Origin of the sequence: Paenibacillus xylanivorans (genome assembly GCF_001280595.1) — a bacterium.
Taxonomy (GTDB): domain Bacteria; phylum Bacillota; class Bacilli; order Paenibacillales; family Paenibacillaceae; genus Paenibacillus; species Paenibacillus xylanivorans.
Map to the genome: position 1 here is coordinate 1 of NZ_LITU01000023.1, position 24,670 is coordinate 24,670.

General features: G+C 45.0%; 20 protein-coding genes. 10 read left to right on the forward strand and 10 right to left on the reverse strand.

Features of this window, described 5'->3' with window-relative positions:
* The first annotated feature begins 987 nt into the window (after window positions 1-987).
* Window positions 988-2,754, forward strand: coding sequence for a methyl-accepting chemotaxis protein (locus AMS66_RS02190; protein ID WP_053779237.1), 1,767 nt, complete (start codon window positions 988-990; stop codon window positions 2,752-2,754).
* Between the two features lie 228 nt (window positions 2,755-2,982).
* Here the strand turns inward: AMS66_RS02190 and AMS66_RS31485 are convergent, their stop codons facing one another.
* On the reverse strand, window positions 2,983-3,150 hold the full coding sequence (locus tag AMS66_RS31485) for a DUF3934 family protein (protein WP_082350522.1): 168 nt from the start codon (window positions 3,148-3,150) through the stop codon (window positions 2,983-2,985).
* A gap of 311 nt (window positions 3,151-3,461) precedes the next feature.
* Between AMS66_RS31485 and licT the strand changes: the two genes are divergently transcribed.
* The 3 genes from licT (at window position 3,462) to AMS66_RS02205 (ending at window position 7,857) form a co-directional block, all read left to right on the forward strand.
* Entirely contained in the window at window positions 3,462-4,322 is an 861-nt protein-coding gene (licT, locus tag AMS66_RS02195; RefSeq protein ID WP_053779238.1) for a BglG family transcription antiterminator LicT, read from the forward strand.
* 184 nt (window positions 4,323-4,506) lie between these two features.
* Window positions 4,507-6,405 carry a beta-glucoside-specific PTS transporter subunit IIABC gene (locus tag AMS66_RS02200; RefSeq protein ID WP_053779239.1) on the forward strand — a complete coding sequence of 633 codons (1,899 nt, stop codon included), beginning with the start codon at window positions 4,507-4,509 and terminating at the stop codon, window positions 6,403-6,405.
* A gap of 42 nt (window positions 6,406-6,447) precedes the next feature.
* Window positions 6,448-7,857 (forward strand): glycoside hydrolase family 1 protein, encoded by a 1,410-nt coding sequence (locus AMS66_RS02205; protein ID WP_053779240.1) that lies wholly within the window; start codon window positions 6,448-6,450, stop codon window positions 7,855-7,857.
* A 94-nt stretch (window positions 7,858-7,951) separates the two neighbouring features.
* Here the strand turns inward: AMS66_RS02205 and AMS66_RS02210 are convergent, their stop codons facing one another.
* The 5 genes from AMS66_RS02210 to AMS66_RS02230 form a co-directional block, all read right to left on the reverse strand.
* Window positions 7,952-9,187, reverse strand: a complete 1,236-nt coding sequence (locus tag AMS66_RS02210; protein ID WP_053779241.1) for an MFS transporter — start codon at window positions 9,185-9,187, stop codon at window positions 7,952-7,954.
* Window positions 9,188-9,220: 33 nt separating this feature from the next.
* Complete coding sequence (locus AMS66_RS02215) at window positions 9,221-9,820, reverse strand: TetR/AcrR family transcriptional regulator (RefSeq protein ID WP_053779313.1); 600 nt, start codon at window positions 9,818-9,820, stop codon at window positions 9,221-9,223.
* Window positions 9,821-9,942: 122 nt separating this feature from the next.
* Window positions 9,943-11,091, reverse strand: a complete 1,149-nt coding sequence (locus AMS66_RS02220; RefSeq protein WP_053779242.1) for a S1C family serine protease — start codon at window positions 11,089-11,091, stop codon at window positions 9,943-9,945.
* A 14-nt stretch (window positions 11,092-11,105) separates the two neighbouring features.
* Window positions 11,106-12,101, reverse strand: a complete 996-nt coding sequence (locus tag AMS66_RS02225) for an FxLYD domain-containing protein (protein WP_236703087.1) — start codon at window positions 12,099-12,101, stop codon at window positions 11,106-11,108.
* A gap of 466 nt (window positions 12,102-12,567) precedes the next feature.
* Window positions 12,568-12,987, reverse strand: a complete 420-nt coding sequence (locus tag AMS66_RS02230; RefSeq protein WP_053779314.1) for a VOC family protein — start codon at window positions 12,985-12,987, stop codon at window positions 12,568-12,570.
* A gap of 257 nt (window positions 12,988-13,244) precedes the next feature.
* Between AMS66_RS02230 and AMS66_RS02235 the strand changes: the two genes are divergently transcribed.
* A complete protein-coding gene (locus tag AMS66_RS02235; RefSeq protein WP_082350523.1) occupies window positions 13,245-13,694 on the forward strand; it encodes a class I SAM-dependent methyltransferase in 450 nt (149 codons plus the stop codon).
* Window positions 13,695-13,800: 106 nt separating this feature from the next.
* On the opposite strand, the gene AMS66_RS02240 is transcribed toward AMS66_RS02235, so the two are convergent.
* Complete coding sequence (locus tag AMS66_RS02240; RefSeq protein ID WP_053779245.1) at window positions 13,801-15,933, reverse strand: penicillin-binding transpeptidase domain-containing protein; 2,133 nt, start codon at window positions 15,931-15,933, stop codon at window positions 13,801-13,803.
* Window positions 15,934-16,080: 147 nt separating this feature from the next.
* Here AMS66_RS02240 and AMS66_RS02245 point away from each other — a divergent pair, with 147 nt between their 5' ends.
* The 5 genes from AMS66_RS02245 (at window position 16,081) to AMS66_RS02265 (ending at window position 23,094) form a co-directional block, all read left to right on the forward strand.
* Window positions 16,081-16,485 (forward strand): CBS domain-containing protein, encoded by a 405-nt coding sequence (locus AMS66_RS02245; RefSeq protein ID WP_024631266.1) that lies wholly within the window; start codon window positions 16,081-16,083, stop codon window positions 16,483-16,485.
* 391 nt (window positions 16,486-16,876) lie between these two features.
* A complete protein-coding gene (locus tag AMS66_RS02250) occupies window positions 16,877-19,156 on the forward strand; it encodes a glycosyltransferase (protein WP_144424389.1) in 2,280 nt (759 codons plus the stop codon).
* A gap of 18 nt (window positions 19,157-19,174) precedes the next feature.
* On the forward strand, window positions 19,175-20,326 hold the full coding sequence (locus AMS66_RS02255; protein ID WP_053779246.1) for a hypothetical protein: 1,152 nt from the start codon (window positions 19,175-19,177) through the stop codon (window positions 20,324-20,326).
* Window positions 20,327-20,440: 114 nt separating this feature from the next.
* On the forward strand, window positions 20,441-21,862 hold the full coding sequence (locus AMS66_RS02260) for an MBOAT family O-acyltransferase (protein WP_053779247.1): 1,422 nt from the start codon (window positions 20,441-20,443) through the stop codon (window positions 21,860-21,862).
* Window positions 21,863-21,882: 20 nt separating this feature from the next.
* The gene (locus AMS66_RS02265) at window positions 21,883-23,094 is read left to right on the forward strand and encodes an alginate O-acetyltransferase AlgX-related protein (RefSeq protein WP_053779248.1); all 1,212 of its coding nucleotides are present in this window, start codon (window positions 21,883-21,885) and stop codon (window positions 23,092-23,094) included.
* 77 nt (window positions 23,095-23,171) lie between these two features.
* Here the strand turns inward: AMS66_RS02265 and AMS66_RS02270 are convergent, their stop codons facing one another.
* The 3 genes from AMS66_RS02270 to AMS66_RS02280 all read right to left on the reverse strand — a co-directional run bounded on the left by AMS66_RS02270 (window position 23,172) and on the right by AMS66_RS02280 (window position 24,653).
* On the reverse strand, window positions 23,172-23,618 hold the full coding sequence (locus AMS66_RS02270; protein ID WP_053779249.1) for a hypothetical protein: 447 nt from the start codon (window positions 23,616-23,618) through the stop codon (window positions 23,172-23,174).
* Window positions 23,615-24,064: an SMI1/KNR4 family protein gene (locus AMS66_RS02275; RefSeq protein WP_053779250.1), complete on the reverse strand. Its 450-nt coding sequence runs from the start codon at window positions 24,062-24,064 to the stop codon at window positions 23,615-23,617. Before AMS66_RS02275 ends, AMS66_RS02270 begins: the two co-directional genes overlap by 4 nt.
* Before the next feature lie 109 nt (window positions 24,065-24,173).
* Window positions 24,174-24,653: a GyrI-like domain-containing protein gene (locus AMS66_RS02280; protein WP_053779251.1), complete on the reverse strand. Its 480-nt coding sequence runs from the start codon at window positions 24,651-24,653 to the stop codon at window positions 24,174-24,176.
* Window positions 24,654-24,670: the final 17 nt, after the last annotated feature.

Sequence of the window (24,670 nt, forward strand, 5' to 3'; positions counted from 1 at the left end):
GTTCAGTTTTCAAAGATCAAACTCGTTTCGTTGCCGCGGTTGTTTTCTTCAGCAACTCTTATATCTTATCAGATCCGAACCAACTTTGCAAGCACTTTTTTTAAGTTTCTTTCGAAGCTTATTTCATTCGCTTGCCGCACCGTATTTCTCGTGTTTTCTTGGCCGGATTAATAATATATCATGTTCTATTATTAATTACAAGCTATATTATAATTATTTTATTTCAATACAGGTAGTTGTCCTACTCTCCTTCTTAACCCAGAATTTAAGCCCTTGGCGCTGAAAGTCTAACTTCGCTTTGTTTTGATTCATTAATAAGGAAACCTCCTCAAGTATCCCTTTCTCTTCACTACAATGACTATTGATTATAAATGTACTCCAGTGATTATTACACTAACGGAATTTCGCGATATGCTCTAAGAGTTCTATGGGATAACCTTCATTGGCTGTAATCCCAACGCCTAAGCTCTAATGGATAGTTTAACTCAGAGGGCCGTAAAAACTTTTCTTCATTAATGTCACTACTTATTAAGTTAGCTTCATCTATATACTGCTCTCTTTCATAATAGTAATAGGATATCGTACAGTGATCTTGTCGCTTCACCAAAATCTCGCCTAGAGTCATTTTTGCGTGTTAATGTATTTCATATATGCGCATATCTTTATTTCAAAATAAATCCCTGTTCCCTTTATGTATATACATGTTAGGCAGCAATTCACTTCTCAAAATGAAGGAACTTATTCTTCTTGGCAATTAATTTCCCCAATCTTCAATGAAATTGCCGTTATAGTTTTGCGCATTTTTCTTTTATGAACACAATAATGAAAGAAATGAGAAATATTCTGAAAACCTTGGTCCTAAAGCATCATTTTCATTCCGAAAACTAACATTAGTCTAGCCCTATTACGATATATCACATGGATACATAGCACCAAACGCAGAGCAACACGCATCCAGATGCTCACAATTAGAAAAAGGAGTGAACTATGTTGTTAGATAAGATACGGTGGAGTACTCTTCCCTTCTTTGCTAAAAATCTCGTTATTTCATTCGGCAGCATTATGTTGATTGGGGTTATCCTGATTACAGCGGGATATCAACTGCAGAAGAATATTTTGAGTCAACAATTGTACGAGCAGGCTGAGGTTACGACTCAGAAATGGTTTGATGATCTGGATACAGACAAAGTACTTGAAGCAGTAAAAGAGAAAAGTTATTCCGGACCTGTTCAGAAAGAATTAAGAGAATACCTGGATTCCATCCACGAGCTATATCCCAATATTGCACAAACCTATATCTTCGGCACTGAACTGAAGGAAGGAAATCAGACGTCCATCATTGCGATTCCTACCAACCTGCTCGGGCCTTTTGAAGAAAGCAATATGGAAGCAGGTTCAATGTATCCATTACCACAGAAAAATGTTATAGCTCTTGAAGGTATGAAAATAGACGAGAATCCTGCATTAAGCAGCTTTTATACGGACGAATACGGTACTTGGACTACCATTATGTATCCTATTAAAAATGCCGAAGGAAAAATGTACGCTGCACTTTACTTCGACGTTGATGCAAATGCAGTTCCAAAAGGACTCCATAAGCTGATTACATACAGTAGTATTTTCCTTATCGGTTTCCTGATTCTGTTTATGGTACTGCAGTATATTCTATTAAAGAAAACACTCAAGCCAATTCGCGACCTCATGAAAGGTATTGAGGCTGCGAGCTCAGGTAATCTGGATGTAACGATCCAAACCGGACGAGATGATCTAGGAATTATCAATCAAAAATTCAATACGATGATTCAGCGATTCAATGACACGATGTTCAAAGTCCAAGCGACATCCTATCACCTCTCTGACTCATCCAAGAAATTATTAGATATTTCCGAGAAAAATAATGATAACATTCAGCTGATCAGCAGTAATATCCGGGACATTTCTCACGGCCTTCGCTCTCAGGATCAGGCCAGCGTGGAAAGTGCCCGAGCAATGACGGAGATGTCTACAGTTGTACAGACAATAGCTACCAGTTCTGCAGATGTAGCGGATGAAGCCCTAAGCATGGAACAACGTTCTAATTCAGGTCATGAGATTATGCAACAAGTGATTGAGCAGATGAGACTGATCTCCGGTGCGGTGAAGCACACGTCGGAATCTATACAGTCTTTGGAAAGCCGCTCCAACGAAATTAGTAGCATCGTAAATATGATTACGCAGATTGCAGAACAGACTAATTTGCTCGCCCTGAATGCTTCCATTGAGGCGGCTCGTGTTGGTGAGGAAGGAAAAGGGTTCGCTGTGGTCGCAGGGGAAGTACGCAAGCTCGCTGAACAGTCCCAAGACTCAGCCAAACAGATCCGTACCTTGATTGACGGAATTCAACGCGATATCCTCCAATCTGCCGAAGCTATGCAGCTTGGCTCTCAAGAAGTAGAGAAGGGATCTCATGTCACCCTGGAGACAGGTCAATTCTTTGAAGATATTCTGACAGCTACGAACAAAGTCGCCAACCAAATTCAGGATATATCCAGCTCTACCGAAGAAATATCCGCCAGCACACAGGAGATGTCGGCTACTGCGGATGAATTGTCTGCGAGCGTCAGCAAAGCAGCACATAGCAGCAAACAGATTGAGCAATCTATTGCCGAACAGGAATCGTCCATGGCTTCCATTGTCGCTGCTTCTGATGAACTCTCAGCTGTATCGGGGCAATTGCAAGAACTGATCTCATTTTTCAAAGTAAGGGCCAATTAGGTCTTTACACCAAATATCAATAAGATCATTAATAACGATGAACCAAGATGTTAGGGTAGTTCCTTGCGTCTTGGTTTTTTGATATTCGGGGATGGTATAACACGCTGCGAAAACTTACCTCTCTATTCTTATTTTCTTGGTCTCTCTTCAATATATAACTTGTGAAATAAAAAAGAGACCCTCCCTGTATTTAGGTCAGATCCCCTCTCCACTCTATCTTGTGCCCATTTACTGGAGCTTGTCACTTGAAGTTTCGGTGTCGTCCTTCTTCTTCGTGCCTTTACTTTTATAAGGTTTCGGGGCACTCTTCGCCCGGTTAGCGGCGGCTTGCCAACGGTTCCAGCCTTTTTTTCCGGTGCCGCGCCCAGTACCGCCATTACCTTTTGCTTTACTCATTTTATCACTCCAATAATCCTGTATATGCTTAAAAATGACCGTCCTCGGTAACTTGTTATGCAACCCAGCCCTTATTATTCACTTCCAGCATTTCTTATTATAACAAAAATTGACGTCTTTACGTTCATTTCCATAAATCATTGTATTGTTATTCTGTTATGAAAGCGGTATAGTGGACATAATTAAAAGAGGAAGCTGTGTCTTCTTCGGGATTGTTACTGGTAAGCAGGCGATACCCAAACAAAGGCTGTCTAACATGCCTTAGTTTGGGTTTTTTGTTATTATTACGAGCTATTGAGGTGAACACATATATGATCATCCGACAGATTTTTAACAACAATGTAATCCGGGCAGAAAATCAGGTTGGCCACGAATTTGTTGTCATTGGCAACGGTCTGGGCTTCAAAAAGAAAAATGGACAGCCCGTGGATGAGGATAAAATCGAAAAAACCTTTGTGCTGAAATCGGATAAAATACCGCAAAAATTGATTGACCTGATCGGTGAAACATCGGTTGAATATTTAAAATTGGCTGATGAAATAGTCGCCTATGCCAAAAAGGAAATGGGCGATATTTTTAGTGATAATATCTATATTTCGTTGATTGATCATATTCAATTCGCCATTACACGGTACCGCAAATCCGTCGGGCTGAAGAATTCCCTTTTGTGGCAAATCAAGAAGTTTTACAAAAAGGAGTTTTGGATTGGCATGAACGCAGTCGAACTGATTCAGGAACAATTCGGCATTCAGATGGATGAACATGAGGCGAGCTTTATTGCCATGCACTTTGTCAACGCCCGCCAAGATGGTCAGGGTATGAAACAAACGGTTGAAATTACCGAGGTTATTGATGATATTTTCAACATTGTCACCAATCATTACCACATCGCCCTGGATGAAAATTCATTTAATTATTCCCGGTTTATTACCCATCTGCAATACTTTGTGCAGAGAATGTTGAGTAATGAACAGGAGCAATTTGCTTCGGGAGATAACTTCCTTTATGAGCAGGTTAAAGACAAGTATGCCAAGGCTTTTCAGTGTACACAAATGATTAATCAATACCTTGAAGAGAAGTTTGAAAGCGCCATGTCCATTGATGAAAAAGTCTATTTGACGATTCATATTCACCGTGTCACTTCCCGTAACGAAATGCTGGACGCTGAATAAAAAAAGCTTGCAAACGATTTCGGCGTCATTTATAGTAGGTCTCACAACTTAACGACAAGGATTGTTACTGGTAAAGCAGGCGATACCTAAATGATTGGCAACGGGTCATCTTTCCGATGATCATAGCCATTCGTTTAGGTATTTTTTTGTTTTCAGGCAATCTTAACAACAAAGGAGAATGAACATGGATCATAAAAAAATGGGGGATGACATCGTTCGCCTCGTCGGCGGTGAAGCTAATATCAACGGGCTTGTCCACTGTGCAACCCGGCTGAGATTCGACCTGAAGGATTCGAAAAAAGCAGAACGCGAAACACTTGAGAAACACGACGGTATCATCACCGTTGTCGAAAGCGGCGGACAGTTCCAGGTCGTTATTGGCAGCAATGTGGCTCATGTATATGCAGAGATCATGAAGAACAGAGATTTTGGAGGGGATTCCTCCTCATCTGCCGAGTCCACAGGAAAAAAAACCTCGGTATTATCCAAAGTTTTTGAAATTATATCCGGAAGTTTCTCACCGTTAATCCCGGCCATGGCAGGCTCAGGTATGTTAAAAGCTTTGCTGACCGTCCTGACCATGCTTGGATGGATGTCTGATACAAGTGACACGTACCTAATTCTATCCGCTGCCGGCAATGCTGTCTTTTATTTCTTACCGATCTTTCTCGGTATTACACTCGGTATGAAACTGAAGGCCAACCCTTATGTAGCCGGTGTAATTGGTGCCGCTCTGATGGAGCCGAACTTCACTGGACTGATGGATAAAGGCTCGGATGTATCGTTCCTGGGCATACCCGTTGTCATGATGAATTATTCAGCCAGCGTGTTTCCGATCTTCATATCCATCAGTATCTACGCTGTACTCGACAAGCTTCTGAAGAAAATCATTTTGAAAGACCTGCAATTGTTCCTTGTACCAATGATTGCTCTGATGATTATGGTTCCTCTGTCTGCAATGGCCTTTGGACCATTCGGCACCACGGTAGGTGACTGGATCTCCTCCGGCGTAACTTGGCTTATTGGTGTCAGCGGCATTTTGTCAGGTATTGTCCTGGGTGGATTCATGACCTTCATGGTAATCTTCGGACTCCACTGGGGGTTCACACCAATTACGATTCAGAATATCGGGGTAGGCGGTGATCCGATTGAAGCCATGGCTGCTGCAGCCGTGTTTGCACAAATCGGTGTCGCATTTGGTATTTTCCTGAAAGCCAAAAAGAACAAAACCCTGCGCACCCTTGCAGGTTCCACCAGCCTTACCGGTTTACTTGCAGGAGTAACTGAACCGATCGTATACGGTCTGATCCTGCGTTACAAACGAGTGATTCCTATCGTTGTCATTGCAGGTGCGATCGGCGGCGCCATTAATGGTCACTTTGGAGTTAAAATGACTGCTTATGTGTTCCATAATATATTTGCCATTCCTGTCTATACACCAACAGTTGTCTACGTGATTGCAATTGCTTGCTCCTTTGCTGTAGCGGCGGTATTAACCGTGATGTTCGGATACGAAAGCAAAACCAAAGACACAGCTTCCGAAAAAAATGAATCTGTCTCCAACACAGCGACTGAAAGTACACCGGAAGAACTTCCTGTCGTACCTGAGACCAAAACAACTGAAATTAAAAAGGAACAAATCTTTAGCCCGCTTACAGGTAAAGCTGTAGCCTTGAGCACCATAAATGATCCAGCCTTCTCAACAGGCGCTATGGGTAAAGGTTTGGCGATTGTTCCTGAGATTGGCGAAGTTGTCGCTCCGGTGGATGGTGTTGTAACTTCACTATTCCCCACTGGACATGCCATTGGATTAACGACTAACGCAGGTACCGAGATTTTGATTCACATTGGTATTAACACGGTAGCGCTGAAGGGAAAACATTTTAATCCCGTTGTTCAGGAAGGCGACATCGTTAGACAAGGCGATCTGTTGATCCAATTTGAAATCGATAAAATCAAGGAAGCCGGATACGAGACCGTGACTCCTGTCATTGTTACTCTTACACAGCAGGAAGTGGATGTATTCGAAACGACTCAAAAGAATGTACAGAAAAACGATGTCCTGTTAACTTTGGTTGTCTAACTCAACTTATAACCTATGTATTCAATTTAGGAGGAACTAACAATGAAGCATACTCAACTCAAACCATTTCCCAAAGATTTCTTCTGGGGAGGTTCAACCTCCGCCTATCAAATTGAAGGAGCCTGGAATGAAGATGGCAAAGGCCCTTCTGTCATCGACATGGGAAACCATGTGGAAGGCGTAACCGACTTCAAAGTAACCAGTGATCACTATCATATGTACAAGGAAGATGTAGCGCTAATGGCCGAAATGGGCTTCAAAGCCTACCGTTTCTCCATCGCCTGGACTCGCATCTATCCGCAAGGAGCAGGTGAAGTAAATCCGAAGGGACTCGCATTTTACGATTCCCTCATTGATGAGTTAATTAAATATGGTATTGAGCCCATTGTGACCATGTATCACTTCGATCTTCCATATGCGCTTGAAGAAAAAGGGGGCTGGTCCAACCGTGCAACGATTGATGCCTTTGAACAATATGCCAAAACACTTTATGAGAACTATGGTGACCGGGTCAAATATTGGCTGACCATCAACGAACAAAATATGCTAATCCTGCATCCCGGCTCTCTGGGTACATTGGATACAACGCTTGTTGATCCGCAAAAAACGCTGTATCAGCAAAATCATCACATGCTGGTCGCTCAAGCCAAAGCCATGGTTCTGTGTCATGAGATGCTGCCTGAAGCCAAAATCGGCCCGGTTCCCAATATCGGAGTAATCTATCCCGCGAGCTCCAAACCGGAAGATACGCTCGCTGCTGATAACTATGCTGCCATTCGCAACTGGCTCTATCTCGATATGGCGGTATATGGACGCTACAATCATATTGCCTGGAGTTATCTCGAAGAAAAAGGATATACTCCAATCATTGAAGACGGAGACATGGACATCCTGGCTCAAGGAAACCCTGATTTTATTGCTTTTAACTACTATACATCACAGACCGTTGGTGAAAGTCTGAATGATGGCAATGACTTCTCTCATACCGGAGACCAGCATGAAATCGTTGGTGAGCCAGGAGCTTACAGAGGATCTGTAAATCCAAATTTGCAAAAGACCCAATTTGGTTGGGAAATTGATCCCGTTGGATTCCGTTCAACTCTGCGCCAGATCTATTCCCGTTATCATCTGCCATTGATCGTTACCGAGAATGGTCTGGGTGCATTTGATAAGCTGGAGGAAGGCGACGTGGTCAACGACCCGTACCGCATTGAGTTTTTCAATAAACATATCGAACAGATTCAACTGGCTATTACTGACGGTGTAGATGTATTCGGCTTCTGCCCTTGGTCTGCGATTGATCTGGTCAGCACACATCAAGGATCAAGCAAACGTTATGGATTCATCTACGTGGATCGGGAAGAATTCGATATCAAGGAATTAAGACGCATTCGTAAACAGAGCTTCCACTGGTATCAAAAACTGATTGAAACCAATGGAGAAATCCGTTAACATCATAAAATAAAAAAACAGTCGTTTACACATGAATCATGTGTAAACGACTGTTTTTTGTGTTGATACTCACGCACTGTTATTCAAATCAGAATTACATTTCAGCCTTGGTATTGCCTGTTGTCGACTTTACACCACCTCTTAGTACTCTCAGAGATAACAGGAAACAGATCGCCAGAACGGCAGCTGCCGAAACGTAAGGGTAGTTAATATTCACATCGAATAGCGCCCCAGCTACGATCGGACCTGCGATATTCCCCAAACTTGTATAGGCCGAGTTCAATCCAGCCACAAAGCCCTGCTGTTCTTGTGCCAGTTTCGACATCTGTGTACTGATTGCCGGACGCAAAATATCCATGCCTAGGAAAACGATAAATGTAACGACCAGAATCATCCAGTACGTGTTCACAAACAGGGTCAACAGTACAAATACCGCTACGAAGAGCAAGCAGATCGAAATGACTTTTTTCTCACCAAATCGGTTTAACAGCCAGCCAATCAGTGAGACCTGCACCACGGCTCCCGCAATGGAACCAAACGTTATAATGAATGCAATATCCTTGGTGGTGAAGCCAAATTTGTGATCCACGAACAGAGAAAAGACTGTCTCATAGTTAGCCAGGCCAAACGCCATAACAAATACGATAATCAAACTGAAAAAATAGGGCTCCCGGTACGAATGCAGCAACTGGGTAACCATGCCCGTGCCTTTGACCTTCGGTGCACCCGCAACAGGTTTGGTTTGCTCGGTTTGCTCTCCGGTAATTCTGGTCGATTCCGGCAAAATAATCAACGTAATGATGGATGCCAGCAAACCCGCAATACCTGCCGCATAGAAAGGAATCCGAATACCAAAGTCAGCGATATATCCACCGATGCCCGGACCAATGATAAAACCTGTAGTAATTGCCGCATTGATTAATCCCATGCCTTTACCGCGTTCTTCTTCTGTCGTAATATCTGCGGTATAGGCCATTACTGCTGGGAAGATCATCGCTGCACCGATCCCTCCAAGCATCCGGGCTGCGAAGAGCAGCGATGGTGCATTCACAGCACCAAACATAAACTCTGATACAGCAAAGATTAACATGCCGCCAACGATAATTTTTTTACGCCCCAAGATGTCAGACCAACGGCCCGCAACTGGAGAAAACAGAAACTGCGTGAAGGAGAATGCTGCTACCAACAAACCAACCGTGAATCCGGTGATTTGTAGTAGATCCATATACGCAGGCATAATAGGTACCACAAGACCTATACCTGTAAAAACGAGAAAAATATTAAACATTAACAGCAGCAATGCGCCCCTGTTCCGTGTAAGTAATGCCATGATTCCATCCTCCGTAGTTGTCAAAATGTTGCCTTAATCTTTATCTTTTGCAATTCCATACAAGAATACGCTAGCGGCTTGGCGGTATAAGGCAAGAGCCTGATCTGGCTCCATGCCGCGCGACAGCTGACTGAGACCAATAATGGTGCTTTCCAGAATGAGGGCAAGATTATCTGCGTTGTCTGCCTTAAACTCTCCGCTCTCTATCCCCTGTTCCACCAATTGTTTGTTAAATTGAATATGCCGCTCAAACATCAAAGCTATTCGTTCTTCAATATCATTTTCTTTCTTTTCACCGGTGAAAAACTCATCTGCCGCCTTGGTCAGTGGGTGATTCATGTCATCAAGGACTAATTGTTCCGTCAAGCCGTAAATCTTCTCCGTAGAAGTATGATACAGATGTTCCTTGGCTGCCCAATTCTCTTCCCACTCCCGATCCCACTCATCAATCAGATACAGAAAGAGACCTTCCTTACTTTTAAAATGGTAATATATATTGCCTTTGCTGCTGCCCGTCGCAGCCACAATATCTTCAATGGACGTTGCTTTATAGCCTTTTTGCACAAAAAGGGCTCTTGAGGCATCCGCAAGTTTCTTCTTGGTCTGCTCGGTTTGTAGTTGCTTTTTATTCAAACTCATACATTTCACTCCACCTCTTGCATACTGAACGTTCGTTCTGTATTTTAACAGATGAATCGAACATAAGCAATCAAAAAGGGGAGTTAGCAGATTTGCCAGCTCCCTCTCCCTGCGCTTTATTTCATCTTCTTGCCCTGGCCATGCAATATTTTCAGCTGGCCATTCTCATATCCTACCTGATACGTAACTTTGTATTTCGTTGTTACATACTCGCCATCTCTACGCTCATCCGCTGTAATGACCGCCGTCACTTCCATCTCTTTATTTCCGTTGGTTGTAGAGGAAATATCACCGATAGTTACATAGCTCGTATTTATATACCCTTCGCGAAACTTGGCATATGTCGTCCCACTCTGCCAATCGCTGCCGAGCAATGCATAAGCCGTGACATAATCGCTCAGATTCAGGCTCATATAAAAGTCCGTCACCAGCCCTTCTGCTTCCAATGATGCTGAGGTTGATCCCGAATGCGTATCCCCTGCCGTCTTAACCGTTGCTCCAACTGAAGGATTTTGGGACCACGCCTGCACCTGCTTGAGCACACTGGTCATAGGGATGCTGAATCCAATTCCACCCTCCTGCTCCACCACAGCTGAATTGATGCCGAGTACTTCGCCAGTCTCCGCACTAATCAGTGGTCCACCACTGTTACCATGAGTTATAGGAGCTGATATCTGATAAAGATTGCTATAAATATAAGGTGCTATTTCAAAGCTACGTCCTACACCACTAATAATTCCCGTAGTTACGGTATTCTCCAGCCCGAGCGGACTGCCCAGCGCCAGGATCTCGTCTCCAGTCTCGGCTTTGGATTTGGCAATGGATAGTGGTTTGACCTTTTTCAGATCCGGCACCCTGACAACTGCCACGTCTGTCTCTTCCCCTATACCAATGACTGTTCCTTTATATTCCTCATGATTGAGGGTACGGACGGTCACTTCTTTTGAGCCTTCCACCACATGTGCATTGGTTACGATGTCCCCTTGGTCATTGTAAAGAAAGCCAGAGCCCAATCCACTGCTGCTCTCGATCGTAACCACTTTCTTCTGGCTCTCTTCAATGATCTGTTTGCGCGTCTTCTTCTCAGGCTCCTTGGAAGCAGTCGTCACTACCGCGCTTTGCGTTTCCTTCGCAGCGACAACAGCCAGTCTGGGCCCATCCTGCAACTGATCTGCTGAATGCTGATGTATCCAGAACACGCCTCCTGTTCCAGCACCAATAATCATGGCACTGGATATGATCATACTCCATGTTCGTTTGGCCATTCCAACCTGTCCCCCTATTCCAGATACCACGTTGCATTCACAACAGAGACTTCTGCTTCCTGATAAACACCATAATAATAGGTTTCAAAGAAACCTTCTTCCCCCACTTCCAACCAGCTTGGATACACATCTACATAAGTCTGGCCCAGATAGCTACCGTCTGTACCATAAATGTCAACCAAGACAGTGATGGAAGAGATCGGCCGGGTCGCATTGTTTACCATTGAACCGCTAATATAAAGGTCACCATATATATCGAGTGCTGCTTCAACGTTCACTATGCTTACTGCCGCCGTTCGATTCTTCAGATCTTCCTCCGCAGCCTGTTGCTCCGCCAGTTGGATACGTTCCGCTTCCGCTTTTTCAAACGCCTTTCTTTCACTGAGCACCCTCTCACGGTAAGCAGTCAGTTTTTCATTTTCCGGCGCATAGGACAATCCCTGATCCACAGTTTGTAAAGCAGCTGTGAAATCCTTTTTCTTCACTTGCTGTTCAGCTTGCTTATAGCTAAGGCCAGCCAGCTTGTCGATAATTTGTTTCTGAACCGCTTCTGCTTCCTTGCCTTTCAATTTCGATACTGTGTCCAATTTCTCAGCAAGTGCCTGTACGGTTGTCAAACTATCGATTTCCTGCTTTACCTTCAGGACAGCCAGTGTCACCTTATTGTTGTTTAAAGTCGTGCGCACCTTAGCAAAAACCGGTTCTTCTCGCTCTTTCAACACTTTCGCTACAGCCTGAAGTGTCTTGTCACCGGCAGCAAGTTTCCCAGTTTTCAAACTTGTCGCAGCTTCGTTCAACTGATTCATCAGATTGAAGGCTTTGGCTGTAATTTGGCGATCCTGCAAAAATCCATCAACGTTTGGCCGCTTCGCAAGAGCCGAGTCCAAAAGTTGAAGCGCCTCTTGATATTTTCCATCCAAAGCCGCCTGCTCCGCCTGTTGATGCAGTGATTTTACCTCTGCATTTATACCCATTTCCTGCTTGTAATAGTAAGTCAACAAAGACCCCATTACCGCTGCCAGTAGCAGTGGAATAATCCAGCTAAATGCACGACCTTGTGCAGTGTTGCTCTGCTTCGGTGCAGACTAATGCTGTCTGGATAACTGATCTAATGCTTTTCCCGTTCCACTTTCCAGACCAACTGCTGTTTCTGCCCAAATCTGCTCATCTGTAGAGCTTGAATCTTTTAATTTCGTTCTACACTTTCTACATGTGCTGTCCCCTGGACTGCTTTTGGTCCCACATACGTGACAATACACCCTGATCCCTCCATCAAAAAGAACGTATGTATACTATGCTATTTTTAAATGAATCGACACTTATCATATAGTAAAAAGGTAAATTACACCATATGTTATCAGGATAAATCCAGTGCCTATTCCTCCAAATCGAAATGGATGTGTGAATATGTATGATTCGGATAAATGAACGCAAAAAGTGCCTCCCTGTTCATAGGAAGGCACTGACAAACGTATTCTATTCTTGCGTAGGAAAGCTACTTAGATCCATATAGGAAACTTCCCACAGATGATCATCCGGGTCCTGAAAACTCCACCCATACATAAACCCATGATCTTGGGGATCATTATACGGCTTGCCTCCGGCATCCAGGGCAGCTTGTACAATCAGATCGACCTGTTCACGACTCTCCACCGACAAGGCTACGATGACTTCCGCCGTCTCCGCCGCATTGGATATTTTTTTCGAAATAAAAGATTGAAAACGATCCTCCACCAGCAGCATCGCATAGATGTTGTCTCCAATGATCATGCAAGTCGCAGACTCGTCTGTAAAATTTACATTGAACTCAAACCCTACTTTGGTAAAAAAATCAACGGACCTCTTCAAATCCTTAACGGGCAAATTAACAAAAATCTGCTTAGCGCGAACAGCCACCATCGATCACCTCAATTTAATAGAATGGATTTCACCTCAAAATAACATCTCGCGTAAACGCTGTCAATTCTTTATAATAACGATATTCCAAACTGTGAGGTGAAACTGATGTTGCTTCCGAATCGTCGAAGTAATTAGTCGTCGGGCTGGATCAAAACGCGTACCAGCTATCATGGGATACGTCTGCCCTTTTGAGCCTGTTCGGCATCTATTCGTAACGATTCTGCATAACATCTGACTAGAATCAAGAACTCACATTGGAGGAAACACGCTGCACCGAACCGTCTGATCTATTGCTTGATATTGGCACAGGTGGTGGAGAAGCTGCTCTTTCCGTTGCGCATGCCGCACTGTTATTGGTTGGAATCGACCTTTCCCATGGCATGATTGAAACTGCCAGGCGTAATCTGGTGAATACAGGTTCAGATTCAAATGTACGTTTTATGCATATGAATGCAGAGAAACTGACATTTCAAGATCAATTCTTTAATGTGGTATCCTCCAGACACTCCGACTTCTGCGCTACAGAAGTATTCAGAGTATTGGGAGATGGGGGTATATTCCTTACCCAGCAAGTCAGTGAAAATGATAAATGTAACGTCTCAGCGGCCTTTGGCCGTGGGCAAACCTCAGATGTTCAACCGGGCACATTAATGGAACGATACAAACGTGACTCGGCACGTTTTATGCTGACTGCCCGGAAATAAATCTATAACCTAAAGGCAAAAATAAGAGCCCATCAACCATTTTGGTAACATGAATGGAGGATGGGCTCTTCAAATACTATTTTAGATCATCGTATAGCGTATCAAATTACTGCGTGACTCCCTTTTTCTCCAGGAAAGGCTTTAATTTATCCAAAACATGATGACTGCCACCTCGTCCGTTCACTTGTTCAATGACCGCGGCTATAAGGAAAGATGGTGATTCCGTATCAAACACCACGACAAAACCGTTCTCCTGCCCTTTTTCTCCCTTCTTTGCCTTCAGCTCGGCAGTCCCTGTCTTGGCCGCCAGTCCTTCAGGAAGTGAGTTCAAGGAATGGGCCGTTCCTCCCGATCGAGTCACAACCTGCCCCAAGGCATCCTTCACCGTATTTGCGACTTCAGGCGTAATCACAACTTCCGGTTGGGCGGTTTCCTTTTCCTCTATCAGTACAGGCTTCACCATTTTCCCTTCATTAATAAAGGGGGTGAAGGACGACGCCAGATGGATCGGCGACATCAACATTTCTCCCTGTCCATAGGATGTGTCAGCGAGCAGCACCTCGGATGACAGATCAAGATGAGCCTCGTTCGCATACTGACTTGGTTTCAAATACAGTTCATCTAGTCCAAAGTTATCTCCAAAACCGAACTTCTGGATACCATCTATAAACTTGGCACTGCCCATCTCAACAGCTTCCTTCGCAAAATAAATATTGTCCGAGTAGACCAGCGCATCAACCATGTTCACCGGGGATACACTTTTCACACGCTTCACATAGTAACCGCCCCAGCTCTCATCCTTGCGCCATTGCAAACCAGAGATATCATGCGATTTGTCCGCTGTGGTAACCTTCTCCATCAGACCTGCCGCTGCCGTAATGGCTTTGAAGGTTGAACCTGGTGCATAGCGATTCGTAAACCTATTGATAAAAGGAAGCTTCTCATCTGCTGAATATGCATCCCACTCTGCCTGAGTCAGTCCCGTAACCATCTTGTTCGGATTATAGGAAGGCGCACTAACCAGTGCCAGCAGATTACCATCCGTTGGATTCATCATCACCATCGCTCCGGCGTCACCACCACTCGAGAGTGTCTTATACAACTTACGTTGTTGCTCGGAGCTGATTGAAAGTTGAATATTCTGTCCATCCACTGCATCCTTGCGGATAAGCTCTGAGCGAGTGTTTCCAGATTCATCGGTGATCTCGATCAGGCCACCTCGTTCGCCGCGAAGCTGTTTCTCCAGTGATTGCTCCAGTCCAGCTTTTCCAATCCAATCTTCCGCACGATAGTAGCCTTCCGTATCTTTCTCCAGATCTTCTTTGGTGGCCTTACGAACGTAGCCGATCAGATGAGCAGCAGCCTCGCCAAGCGGATAATATCGTATTTCTTTGGATTGAACTTGCACACCAGCCAGTGCTACAGGGACCCTGGAGTCCTCTGTTGAAGCAATCGGAACAAAATATTCCGGCTTCACCCATTTCTGTGCAAGTGCGGTGTTAATCATATCTGCTGTTACTTTGTAATGCTCCGCAATTCGGACGATCATCTTCTCCGGATTTTCTCCCAGCTTGTCAGGTATGATGCCCCATTCATATATATTTCCCTTTGTTGCTAGGGGTAGCCCTTCACGATCAACAATGTCTCCACGTTCCGGGAAAAGCGTCCTCACCCGAACTTTGCTCCCCTTGACCATGTCGGTCAGAATCATGGATGGCTTCCAGTTAATCCGCCAGACTTTCCCTCCGTCCTCAAGCTCTTCACGCACCAGTTTCAGTGTATGTGCCTCATTCAACTCCCCAAGGAAGGTCGTTAATTGCAGACTGTAGTCCACTTCATAGACATCCGGGTTTTGATTTTTATTTCCACTATTAGTCCCATTCTTGTTCCCTTTATCACCGTTATCCTTGCCTTGCTGTGAGTTGCTGTCTGTTGTCACTTCGGTTACTTTCGGTTTCCACTCTGCCTTAATTGAGGAAACCTCCATGCCTGAATAAATCGCGTTGTATTTTTCTACAAATTGCTCACGGTTCATACCAGACTCATTCAATGAAGCAGGCGTCATCAAGGTGTACAGTTGATCGAATTCTTTCTTTTGCAAATGCTCTATGTATTGATCAACGGTTGCCTCGGGTTTCACTTCCTCTGTTTTGCTATTCTGCATGTATAAGTACATTCCGATTCCACCAGCAAATAAGATGGGAAGCAGTCCATAAATAATTTTACGTTTCGATTTCATGATCATATCACCTCTAATATACACTATAGATTTCCAGCCCCAATTAAACAATGGAACAAATCTGACGAATTTATCATTAAAAATAGCCGAAAGCTCACATAATATGTTTAAATAAGGAGAGTGAAATTACAGTAAAGGAGCCCGATGATGGAAATCAGCTATTTTTTACTCCCCAAAGCCGAAGTGGCCTATATCAAGTCTTCCGCTTCCATGAAAGATGCGATCGAGCAGCTTGAATTGCAGCATTATACCGCCATTCCCGTGATTGACCAGGATGGAAAATATGTTGCCACCCTGTCCGAAGGCGATTTGTTATGGAAAATGCGGAGCACCCCCGGACTGACATTTGAGACGATGGATCAAGTCCAGGTGCACGAGATCGACAACCGTGTATATAATGAATGTGTCTTTATTAAGGCCGAGATGGAGGATATGCTGACGCTGGCAGCAGACCAAAACTTTGTGCCTGTGGTGGATGTGGACCGTGTCTTCCTCGGTATTATCCGTCGCAAGGATATTATTGAGTATTATACGCGTAACATCTCTGACTAAGTTTGAATTGAATATATGCCTTTTGCAGATCACAATGGCAAAAGACTGAAACAGAAATGACGAGTCCTTGGGGCAATATCATTAAGTGTAACTTAACTTAATGGCGTTGATCCTTGGGCTCGTCATTTTTGTGTTTTCAGATCACATTGAAGCTCCGTTTTCATCTTTGCGAAAATAATAAATAAACATATTGCGCAAATTTCGACAAATAACTACAATAATTATTGTGATACGACAAAATTACCCATCGAAAAATTGAACCGTTGGCTCTATATTTATCGAGGTCCTATCTCTTTTTTCAGAATTTGTTCAGAATCGTTTAGTACAATGATCACATTCTTTTTATTCCGATAGGCGGCACTACTCAGAAAAATCAGGAAGAGGTATTCTCTTGAACTACTTAAGTACACGCAACAAGATACTTGTCACGGCTACTGTGATTATGTCTTGTATTTACGTCATTTGGCGTACATTCTTCACCATTCCATTTGGACATGGCCCTCTCGCCGTGACCGCAGGTCTTGCCCTCCTCATTGTCGAACTCATTGGCATGTTCGAACTGGCGGTCCATTTTTATAATATGACCCGGCTGGAATATCCCAAACTTCCCGTTGTTGACGAAGCCTTATATCCGGATGTCGATGTATTTATCGCAACTTATAATGAACCCACTTCGCTTCTGTTCAAAACGATTAATGGCTGTCTGAACATGGATTATCCTGATCGCTCCAAAGTACATATCCATCTGTGTGATGACTCTAACCGTCCCGAGATGCGGGAACTGGCTGCGCACCTGGGCATTAACTACCTTACGCGAACGGAGCATGTACACGCCAAGGCGGGTAACCTGAACAATGCCATGAAGCATACGTCCTCCCCGCTAATCGTCACCTTTGATGCCGACATGATTCCGAAGCATGATTTTCTGACGTCGTGCGTTCCCTATTTTCTGACCGGAGAAAAAATTGGTTTCGTGCAGACACCACAAAGTTTCTATAATCCCGATCAGTTCCAGTACAATCTGTACTCCGAGAACCGGATACCGAATGAACAGGATTATTTCTATCGGGACGTGCAAGTGGGACGCAACAAGTCCAACTCCGTCATCTATGGGGGAACCAATACTGTACTCTCCAGACAGGCACTCGAAGACGTCGGTGGTTTCTACACCGGCTCCATTACAGAGGATTTTGCTACCGGTATTGAAATGCAGAGCAAAGGGTATCGCTGCTTCGCCACCAACAAAGTACTGGCCTCTGGGCTTGCTCCCGGTGATCTGAAAAGTCTGATCAAACAGCGTCAGCGCTGGGCGCGCGGTTGTATCCAAACAGGAAAAAAGATGAACCTTCTTTTCAAAAAAGGACTTACCTTTGCCCAAAAACTGAACTACATCTCTTCTATTACCTACTGGTACTCCGGGTTAAAACGATTGCTGTACATCATGTCACCTATATTGTTTGCCGTGTTCGGCGTTCTGGTAGTGAAATGTACCATTCTGGAGATTCTCGTGTTCTGGTTGCCGATGTATCTGTTGACTAACACCTGTCTGCGAATGCTATCTGGCAATATTCGGACCACCAAATGGACCAATGTATACGAGACCATTTTGTTCCCATCCCTTCTGCCAGCCGTCATTCTGGAGACACTGGGCATCACGATGAACAAATTCGTCGTTACCCGCAAAGACGGTGCGCAAAATGATGATCGGAACTATCAGATTAAACAGATGATTCCTCATCTGATTCTGGCGGTGCTGTCCATAATCGGAATCGTGAATTGCATTCATTGGACATTCAGTCAGGGAACGATTGGTTTCCTCGTTGTCCTGTACTGGTTATTGATTAATTTCTACAACATCATGATGTCGATCTTCTTCCTGACTGGACGTAAAGTATTCCGCAACCACGAGCGCTCAATGGCTGCCGTGGATTGCACGCTCACAACGGAAGGCGAGACCATCTCCTGCATTACTCATGATCTCTCGGAAGGCGGCATTTCCGTCATGCTGGATACACCGAAGTACATTCCAAGTGATATCGAGATTGGCATCAAACTGGTGAATGATCGATATTCAAGCGAGTTTACAGGCAAGGTGGCGCATGTCGCTTCGATCGGAAATCGCTGGAAATATGCTTTTACCGTCAAGGAGATCACGGAAGAAGAGCAACGCCAACTGCTGCATATTATCTATGATCACGAGCCTACACTGCCTCAGAAGCTGGACAAAGATATCAGTACATTTGAAGACATTCGCCTGAATTTTGTACGCCGGGGTCAGAGTGATTTTATGTCTAACCGGAAGCTGGCAAGAATTGCGCTAAATCGCAAATTACAAACGCCGGATCATGGAACCGTGACATTGCTGGATTTCAACTATGAATTCGTTCTGGTGGAGATTGAAACTCATGATTTGGCCAATGAAATCCAACTTCCGCTTGGCGAAGATATCTCACTCGAATGCGTGTGGGTGCAATCCCTACGTGACAAACGAGGGGATCTTTACCGTGTGACCAATATTCGTGATATTGCTTGCAAGCATCAGATACCAACCTTGGAAGCTCTGCTGAAACAGTGGAGTAAGGAACGTATCCAGCAGAATAAAACAGGCCCTGCATCCCAGGGCAAGAACAACATCTCTCCAGACGAACTGAACGAGATGGCTTATCTATAGAGCGGAGGCAAGTGAAAAATGATCAAGAAGTGGAAACAACTGACGCTTGTCGCCAGTCTTGTTGTGTTATGGAACGTGTATCCCATTCAGGCTGTTCAGGCAGAGCAGCTCAAGGTGAGCGGGACTACACTCCATGAATGGAACAACGGAGCCAAGGTAGACGCAAGTGTTGATAACAAAGGCAGTATTCAGATTAAGACCTCCACACAGGGACTCAAAAAAGGATACTATTCGGCCTACGTCTATGAGCTGCAGAATCGAGACTGGTCAGGCTATGGGGCCTTGACCCTCTCCATCCGCAATGAATCGGACCGAAAGCTGCCTCTTAATATCGTACTGACCCGATCGGATAAACTCTCCCTTACTGTATCTGATGATCGAAACGTCATTGTAGTCGAGAAATCAACCGGGCAGGCTGAACTGGTTCACCCGGTATCGGGCCTGATTGAGTTGGAACCGGGATTTGTCGGACAGATCCGTATCCCCTTTTCCAGCCTAATGGTCCAGAACAAAGCAAACACGGCAGGTCAAGTGAACTTGAGCAAAGTCATTGGCTGGGGCATTACAACTACAACTCCCGAAAACGCCAAGCTGAGCTTCCGCATCGGCAATATCAAGCCTATATCCAGGAAACAAGCGATGGTGGAAAACGATCTGACCACCTTGCAATTGACTGGTGACGAGCGTGTAGTGAAGCCTGTAGCTGGGGAATCCGTTGTCCAATACAATGTTCAATCCTCCTCAGAAGAAACGCCCGATGTAAAATACCAGCTCGACAGCCCCGTGCAGGGAGTATCCATTACACCGGATGGACTGCTGACGCTGCATACCGATGTCGAAGCGGAGCGAGCGACCATACGTGCGATTGTAAATGGCAAATGGAATCTGACAACCACCGTTATGCTGGATCGCTCCTCGGCTATGAATGTTCAGGAAAACGACGGGACGCCGCGTTCTATTCCTGACCCATCTGAAGTTACCAAGGTGCTCAGCCCTGCGGACCCACTGATGAAAACCTCGGTGGGATGGTTTATTCGCATCTTGTTAACAGCTGCCGGAATCCATGGACTCATACTCTACTGGGTGTGGAGAAGACAACGTACTAGACCTGGTACCAAAAAACGACGCTCCCGGGAAGATCGACGGGCTAGGCGTCCCTTCAGTATGTAAACAACTCTTGCAGACCAACTTGCATCCTGAGATGCGGGGGTCTGCTTTATTTGAGCGTGTTGAATTCAGTAGTTACAATATGCTCCCTTATATGATCCTCAAGGAGGAAAGGCAGTGCTCTTTTCCAGTGTAATCTTTCTATTTTATTTCCTGCCGCTTGTGCTGGGACTGTATTACATACTGAGATTCTCGGTTACGGCCAAAAACATGCTGCTGCTTGTTGCCAGTCTATTCTTCTATGCTTGGGGTGAACCATGGTTTGTCCTCATCATGCTGGCTTCCATCTGTTTCAACTATATCTTCGCCCTGCTCGTGGACAAGTTCAGAGAACGACGGAATGCCGCATATACCATCATTACATTGATGCTGATCGTCAATCTGGGTATGCTGTTCGTCTTTAAATACATGGCTTTTGCACTGCGTATTGTGAATGAAAATACCGGGTTTGGCTTAAATATTCCGAATATTGCGTTACCACTGGGTATCTCGTTCTTCACCTTCCACGGAATTTCATACGTGATCGACGTGTATCGTGGACATGGTGCGGTGCAGAAAAATCTCTTTTATGTCGCGCTATATATCTCCTTCTTCCCTCAGCTCGTTGCCGGACCGATTCTGCGCTATAACATAATTGCGGATCAGATCGTCAACCGAAAGGAGAGTTGGGACAAGTTCGCACTGGGCTGCTGCCGCTTCATTGTGGGTCTGGGTAAAAAGGTGCTGTTATCCAACAGCATGGCGATTGTCGCGGATCACATTTTTAGCATGGGTGGCACCTCGGATATTCCGGCAAGTCTGGCATGGCTTGGAGCCATCGCTTATACGTTGCAGATCTATTTTGATTTCTCAGGATACTCCGATATGGCGATTGGTCTGGCCCTCATGTTCGGTTTCAAATTTGAAGAGAACTTCAGATATCCGTATATCTCCCGATCCATCACTGAATTCTGGCGCCGCTGGCATATCTCGCTGGGCACCTGGTTCAAGGAATATGTCTATTTCCCGCTCGGGGGATCACGTGTCACCAACAAGGATAAAATGATTTGCAATCTGCTCATCATCTGGGGATTGACTGGCGTGTGGCATGGTGCGGAGTGGACATTTGTAGTCTGGGGATTAATTAATTTCGCATTCATTGCGCTGGAGAAAATCTCTAACTTTGATAAAGGTACACGCTTCAACCCGCTGCGGCATCTCTATGCCATGTTTATTGTGGTCATCGGGTGGGTTATCTTCCGTTCACCGGATCTGCTGCAAGCTGGTAACTATCTGGGCAACATGTTTGGACTGTACGGCAATGGATTCTGGAGCGATACGACATGGATGTTCCTGAAGGAGTACGCACTCTTCTTCATCCTCGGTATTCTGTTCTGCATGCCTATTGCCACGCGAATGAACAAACTGATGGTCGACGGCGCACGTTTCAGCAAGCCACTGGAACTGGTGTATCCAATCACTATCATCGTTTTATTCCTGGTCTGTGTATCGTATCTGGTCAAAAGTACATACAATCCGTTTATTTATTTCAATTTCTAATTCTGAGAGAAGGCACAAGCATGCACAACTTTTTTGCCAAAAAGAGAATCACGGCTTTCCTCTTCATTCTCGTGCTCGTGACATTCTCTGTCCTGAATATCATCCAGTCCTTCGGGCCGATCCAAAAGACGCTGGCCTCAGCGGACTACCATTATTCCGAAGCCAAAGAACTGATTCACGAACTGGATGACGACATTAATGAACATGTCTTCGACAAATTCGGCTTCGTGGAAGCCTACGGATATATGCAGTCACTCATGTGGAAGAACGAGGAGGACAACTTCGAGGTCGTGAAAGACATGGAGGGCAAGCTGCACTATACCTACTTTGCTACAGGGCCGACGTATACAAAAGATCTATCAGATCGGATTGCTGCGCTGGGAGCACATTTGGACTCCAAAACGAAGCTGACCTATGTGATGACACCAGACAAATACGTACGGGGATATACGCAGTTCCCGGAAGGCATTCCGTACAATTATAACAACGAAACAGCCGATGGCTTTTTGGCCAATCTCAAGCAGGATGGCATTGATACCGTCGATCTACGGGAAGGTTTGTTGGAAAGCGGTATTCCGGCGAAGGATCTCTTTTTCACCACGGATCACCACTGGAAAATCAAGACCGCGTTCTGGGCCTTCGGCCAGCTCGTGAATCATCTGGACGGCATGTACGACAAACCGCTGGACCCGGATCATTATTTCACGGACTTAAATAACTATAATGTGGTTCCGTATCAGGATATTTTTATTGGATCACAGGGTCGAAAAGCCGGGAAATATTTCGCTGGTGACGATGACTTTGACCTAATCTATCCGAAGTTCAAAACGGACTATTCCTTCTACTTCAAGACCGGCGAGACGGAAGCCACACTGAACGGCCGCTTCGAGGATGCTCTGCTCACGACCCATCCGCTGAATGTGCAAGGAGCCACCTATGATCTGACCGCTGACAAGTACTTTACGTACCTGTACGGGAATCAGGGGATCGTTCATGTGGTGAACAAGGACAAACCGAACGGACTCAAAGTGCTGTTCATCAAGGATTCTCTCGCAGTGCCGATGATCTCCTTCCTGTCGACTGTCGTGTCCGAGATTTACTTGATCGATCCGCGGTATTACACGGGAGACATCATGGATTTCGCCAGCAAAACCGACCTGGATCACGTCTTTGTGTCGATATCACCGCAGGATCTCGTAGATGAATTTTTCCCTTACGGATCGAAAGATTAACTCGGTGAAGGATCATACTTTACCACTACAGTAGTTAAACATAAGACAGGGTACCCTTTTTTTGTAATCCTATAGAATCAGTTTCGTTCACGCTTCGCCTTTTGTTCCTTATAATATTGTAAAACGTCCCGCGGGCTGCCTTGAAACGCTCTTTCCTTGCCATATACATACGCCTGCTCCAAATAAGCAAAAGCCTCATCATGCTGCTCAAGTCGCATGCAGACGATGCCAAGATCAATTACAGGACCGGTATTAATATCCGAACCTCGCGTTTGCAATGCTATTTCAGCCCACGGCTTCGCCAGTGTGAACTGCTCCAGGTCCATATGTGCATTCACATGACAGGAAGCAATCCAGCTCGCAATCTCCCAGTCCGTCTTCGGCTCGGGCAGCATCCCCCAAGCCTGATCATAATAGATCAGGGCTTGCTCATGCTGCTGCGTTTCATTGAGAACATTGCCTGCTTCTACCGTTCCAATAATTTCTCTCTCCAGTTCAGGATGCTCCGGCGTCAGTTCCTTCATTCCGTACCCCCCTCCTCCAGTTCGAAATACCACTCCAGAAACTTACTGAAACTCGCCCACTGCGGTGTACTTTCGCCGCTCAGGAAACGCTCGATCGACTCACCAAGTTCGACCAGAGCCACTTCACCCGTTTGGCGGTTGTAAAAGAATCCACCCTCGCCCTCAAAGCTGTCCAGCGGTATGTAGGATTCTGGCAATCCCAACGTGAGTTGAGCCACTGTCATGTCCTCCAAATATACGGTGTTTTCCATAACCCAGCAGATCTGATAGATCTCTTGATGCCTGCTGTAAAAGGTGGGACCATCATCTGCATGCAAATAAAAATGTGCAAAATCAGAATCAAGATCAATACCCAGTTTACGTAAAGCATCTTCGTACTCTGCTGGCACATCTTCATGCCACCAGCCCTGATTTTGACAATAATCAATCACTTTATTGGATAACATATTAAGCCTCCTAATGAATCGAAGATGATGCAGTCATGATGAGTAAACCCTCTGGTACTAGTTTATCTGTACCTATATAACGATATAACCTAGCCTGTTATCCGTTAAATCACGAAAAAGGTTTAACAGGTATCCATACTTGGGGAGGAAGCCCCTGACCTCTATATACCTCAAGTTCCGGAATCCCCGCGTGCTTGTAAGGGGTGGCTGCGAACCATTCGTTCATAATATACTGCCACAACTGCTGTATCGCTTCTGGCGCCAGCTCATCGGCTTCAAACACCATCCAATGGGACGCAGGAATCTCTATTGAAAACAAACCCTCAGGTACTCCCCCAGAGTGTGAAGTTGCGATCCAGTATTCCATTTGATCGCTGTGCAGTTCTCTCTGATCTACACAAATACCGACCAAACCGGAGACGGCCCCGTTATTAAACTCATTTAAACGATCTTCAATCCCGTCTGCCAGAGCTTCCTGCCACATCTTTGGAATCTCTCTCAAATTCTCGCCATCCACACAAGAGAAAGTTCTTTTAATGCCTACGAAAGTTAGGGACTGCTGTTCAATCACGTTATTACTCACATTCATGGAATGGGCTCCTTTCA

Coding starts and splice junctions, on each gene's coding strand:
- AMS66_RS02190 (WP_053779237.1), top strand. CDS start 988: ATGTTGTTAGATAAGATACGGTGGAGTACTCTTCCCTTCTTTGCTAAA.
- AMS66_RS31485 (WP_082350522.1), bottom strand. CDS start 3,150: ATGAGTAAAGCAAAAGGTAATGGCGGTACTGGGCGCGGCACCGGAAAA.
- licT (WP_053779238.1), top strand. CDS start 3,462: ATGATCATCCGACAGATTTTTAACAACAATGTAATCCGGGCAGAAAAT.
- AMS66_RS02200 (WP_053779239.1), top strand. CDS start 4,507: ATGGATCATAAAAAAATGGGGGATGACATCGTTCGCCTCGTCGGCGGT.
- AMS66_RS02205 (WP_053779240.1), top strand. CDS start 6,448: ATGAAGCATACTCAACTCAAACCATTTCCCAAAGATTTCTTCTGGGGA.
- AMS66_RS02210 (WP_053779241.1), bottom strand. CDS start 9,187: ATGGCATTACTTACACGGAACAGGGGCGCATTGCTGCTGTTAATGTTT.
- AMS66_RS02220 (WP_053779242.1), bottom strand. CDS start 11,091: ATGGCCAAACGAACATGGAGTATGATCATATCCAGTGCCATGATTATT.
- AMS66_RS02225 (WP_236703087.1), bottom strand. CDS start 12,101: ATGGGGTCTTTGTTGACTTACTATTACAAGCAGGAAATGGGTATAAAT.
- AMS66_RS02240 (WP_053779245.1), bottom strand. CDS start 15,933: ATGAAATCGAAACGTAAAATTATTTATGGACTGCTTCCCATCTTATTT.
- AMS66_RS02245 (WP_024631266.1), top strand. CDS start 16,081: ATGGAAATCAGCTATTTTTTACTCCCCAAAGCCGAAGTGGCCTATATC.
- AMS66_RS02255 (WP_053779246.1), top strand. CDS start 19,175: ATGATCAAGAAGTGGAAACAACTGACGCTTGTCGCCAGTCTTGTTGTG.
- AMS66_RS02265 (WP_053779248.1), top strand. CDS start 21,883: ATGCACAACTTTTTTGCCAAAAAGAGAATCACGGCTTTCCTCTTCATT.
- AMS66_RS02270 (WP_053779249.1), bottom strand. CDS start 23,618: ATGAAGGAACTGACGCCGGAGCATCCTGAACTGGAGAGAGAAATTATT.
- AMS66_RS02275 (WP_053779250.1), bottom strand. CDS start 24,064: ATGTTATCCAATAAAGTGATTGATTATTGTCAAAATCAGGGCTGGTGG.
- AMS66_RS02280 (WP_053779251.1), bottom strand. CDS start 24,653: ATGAATGTGAGTAATAACGTGATTGAACAGCAGTCCCTAACTTTCGTA.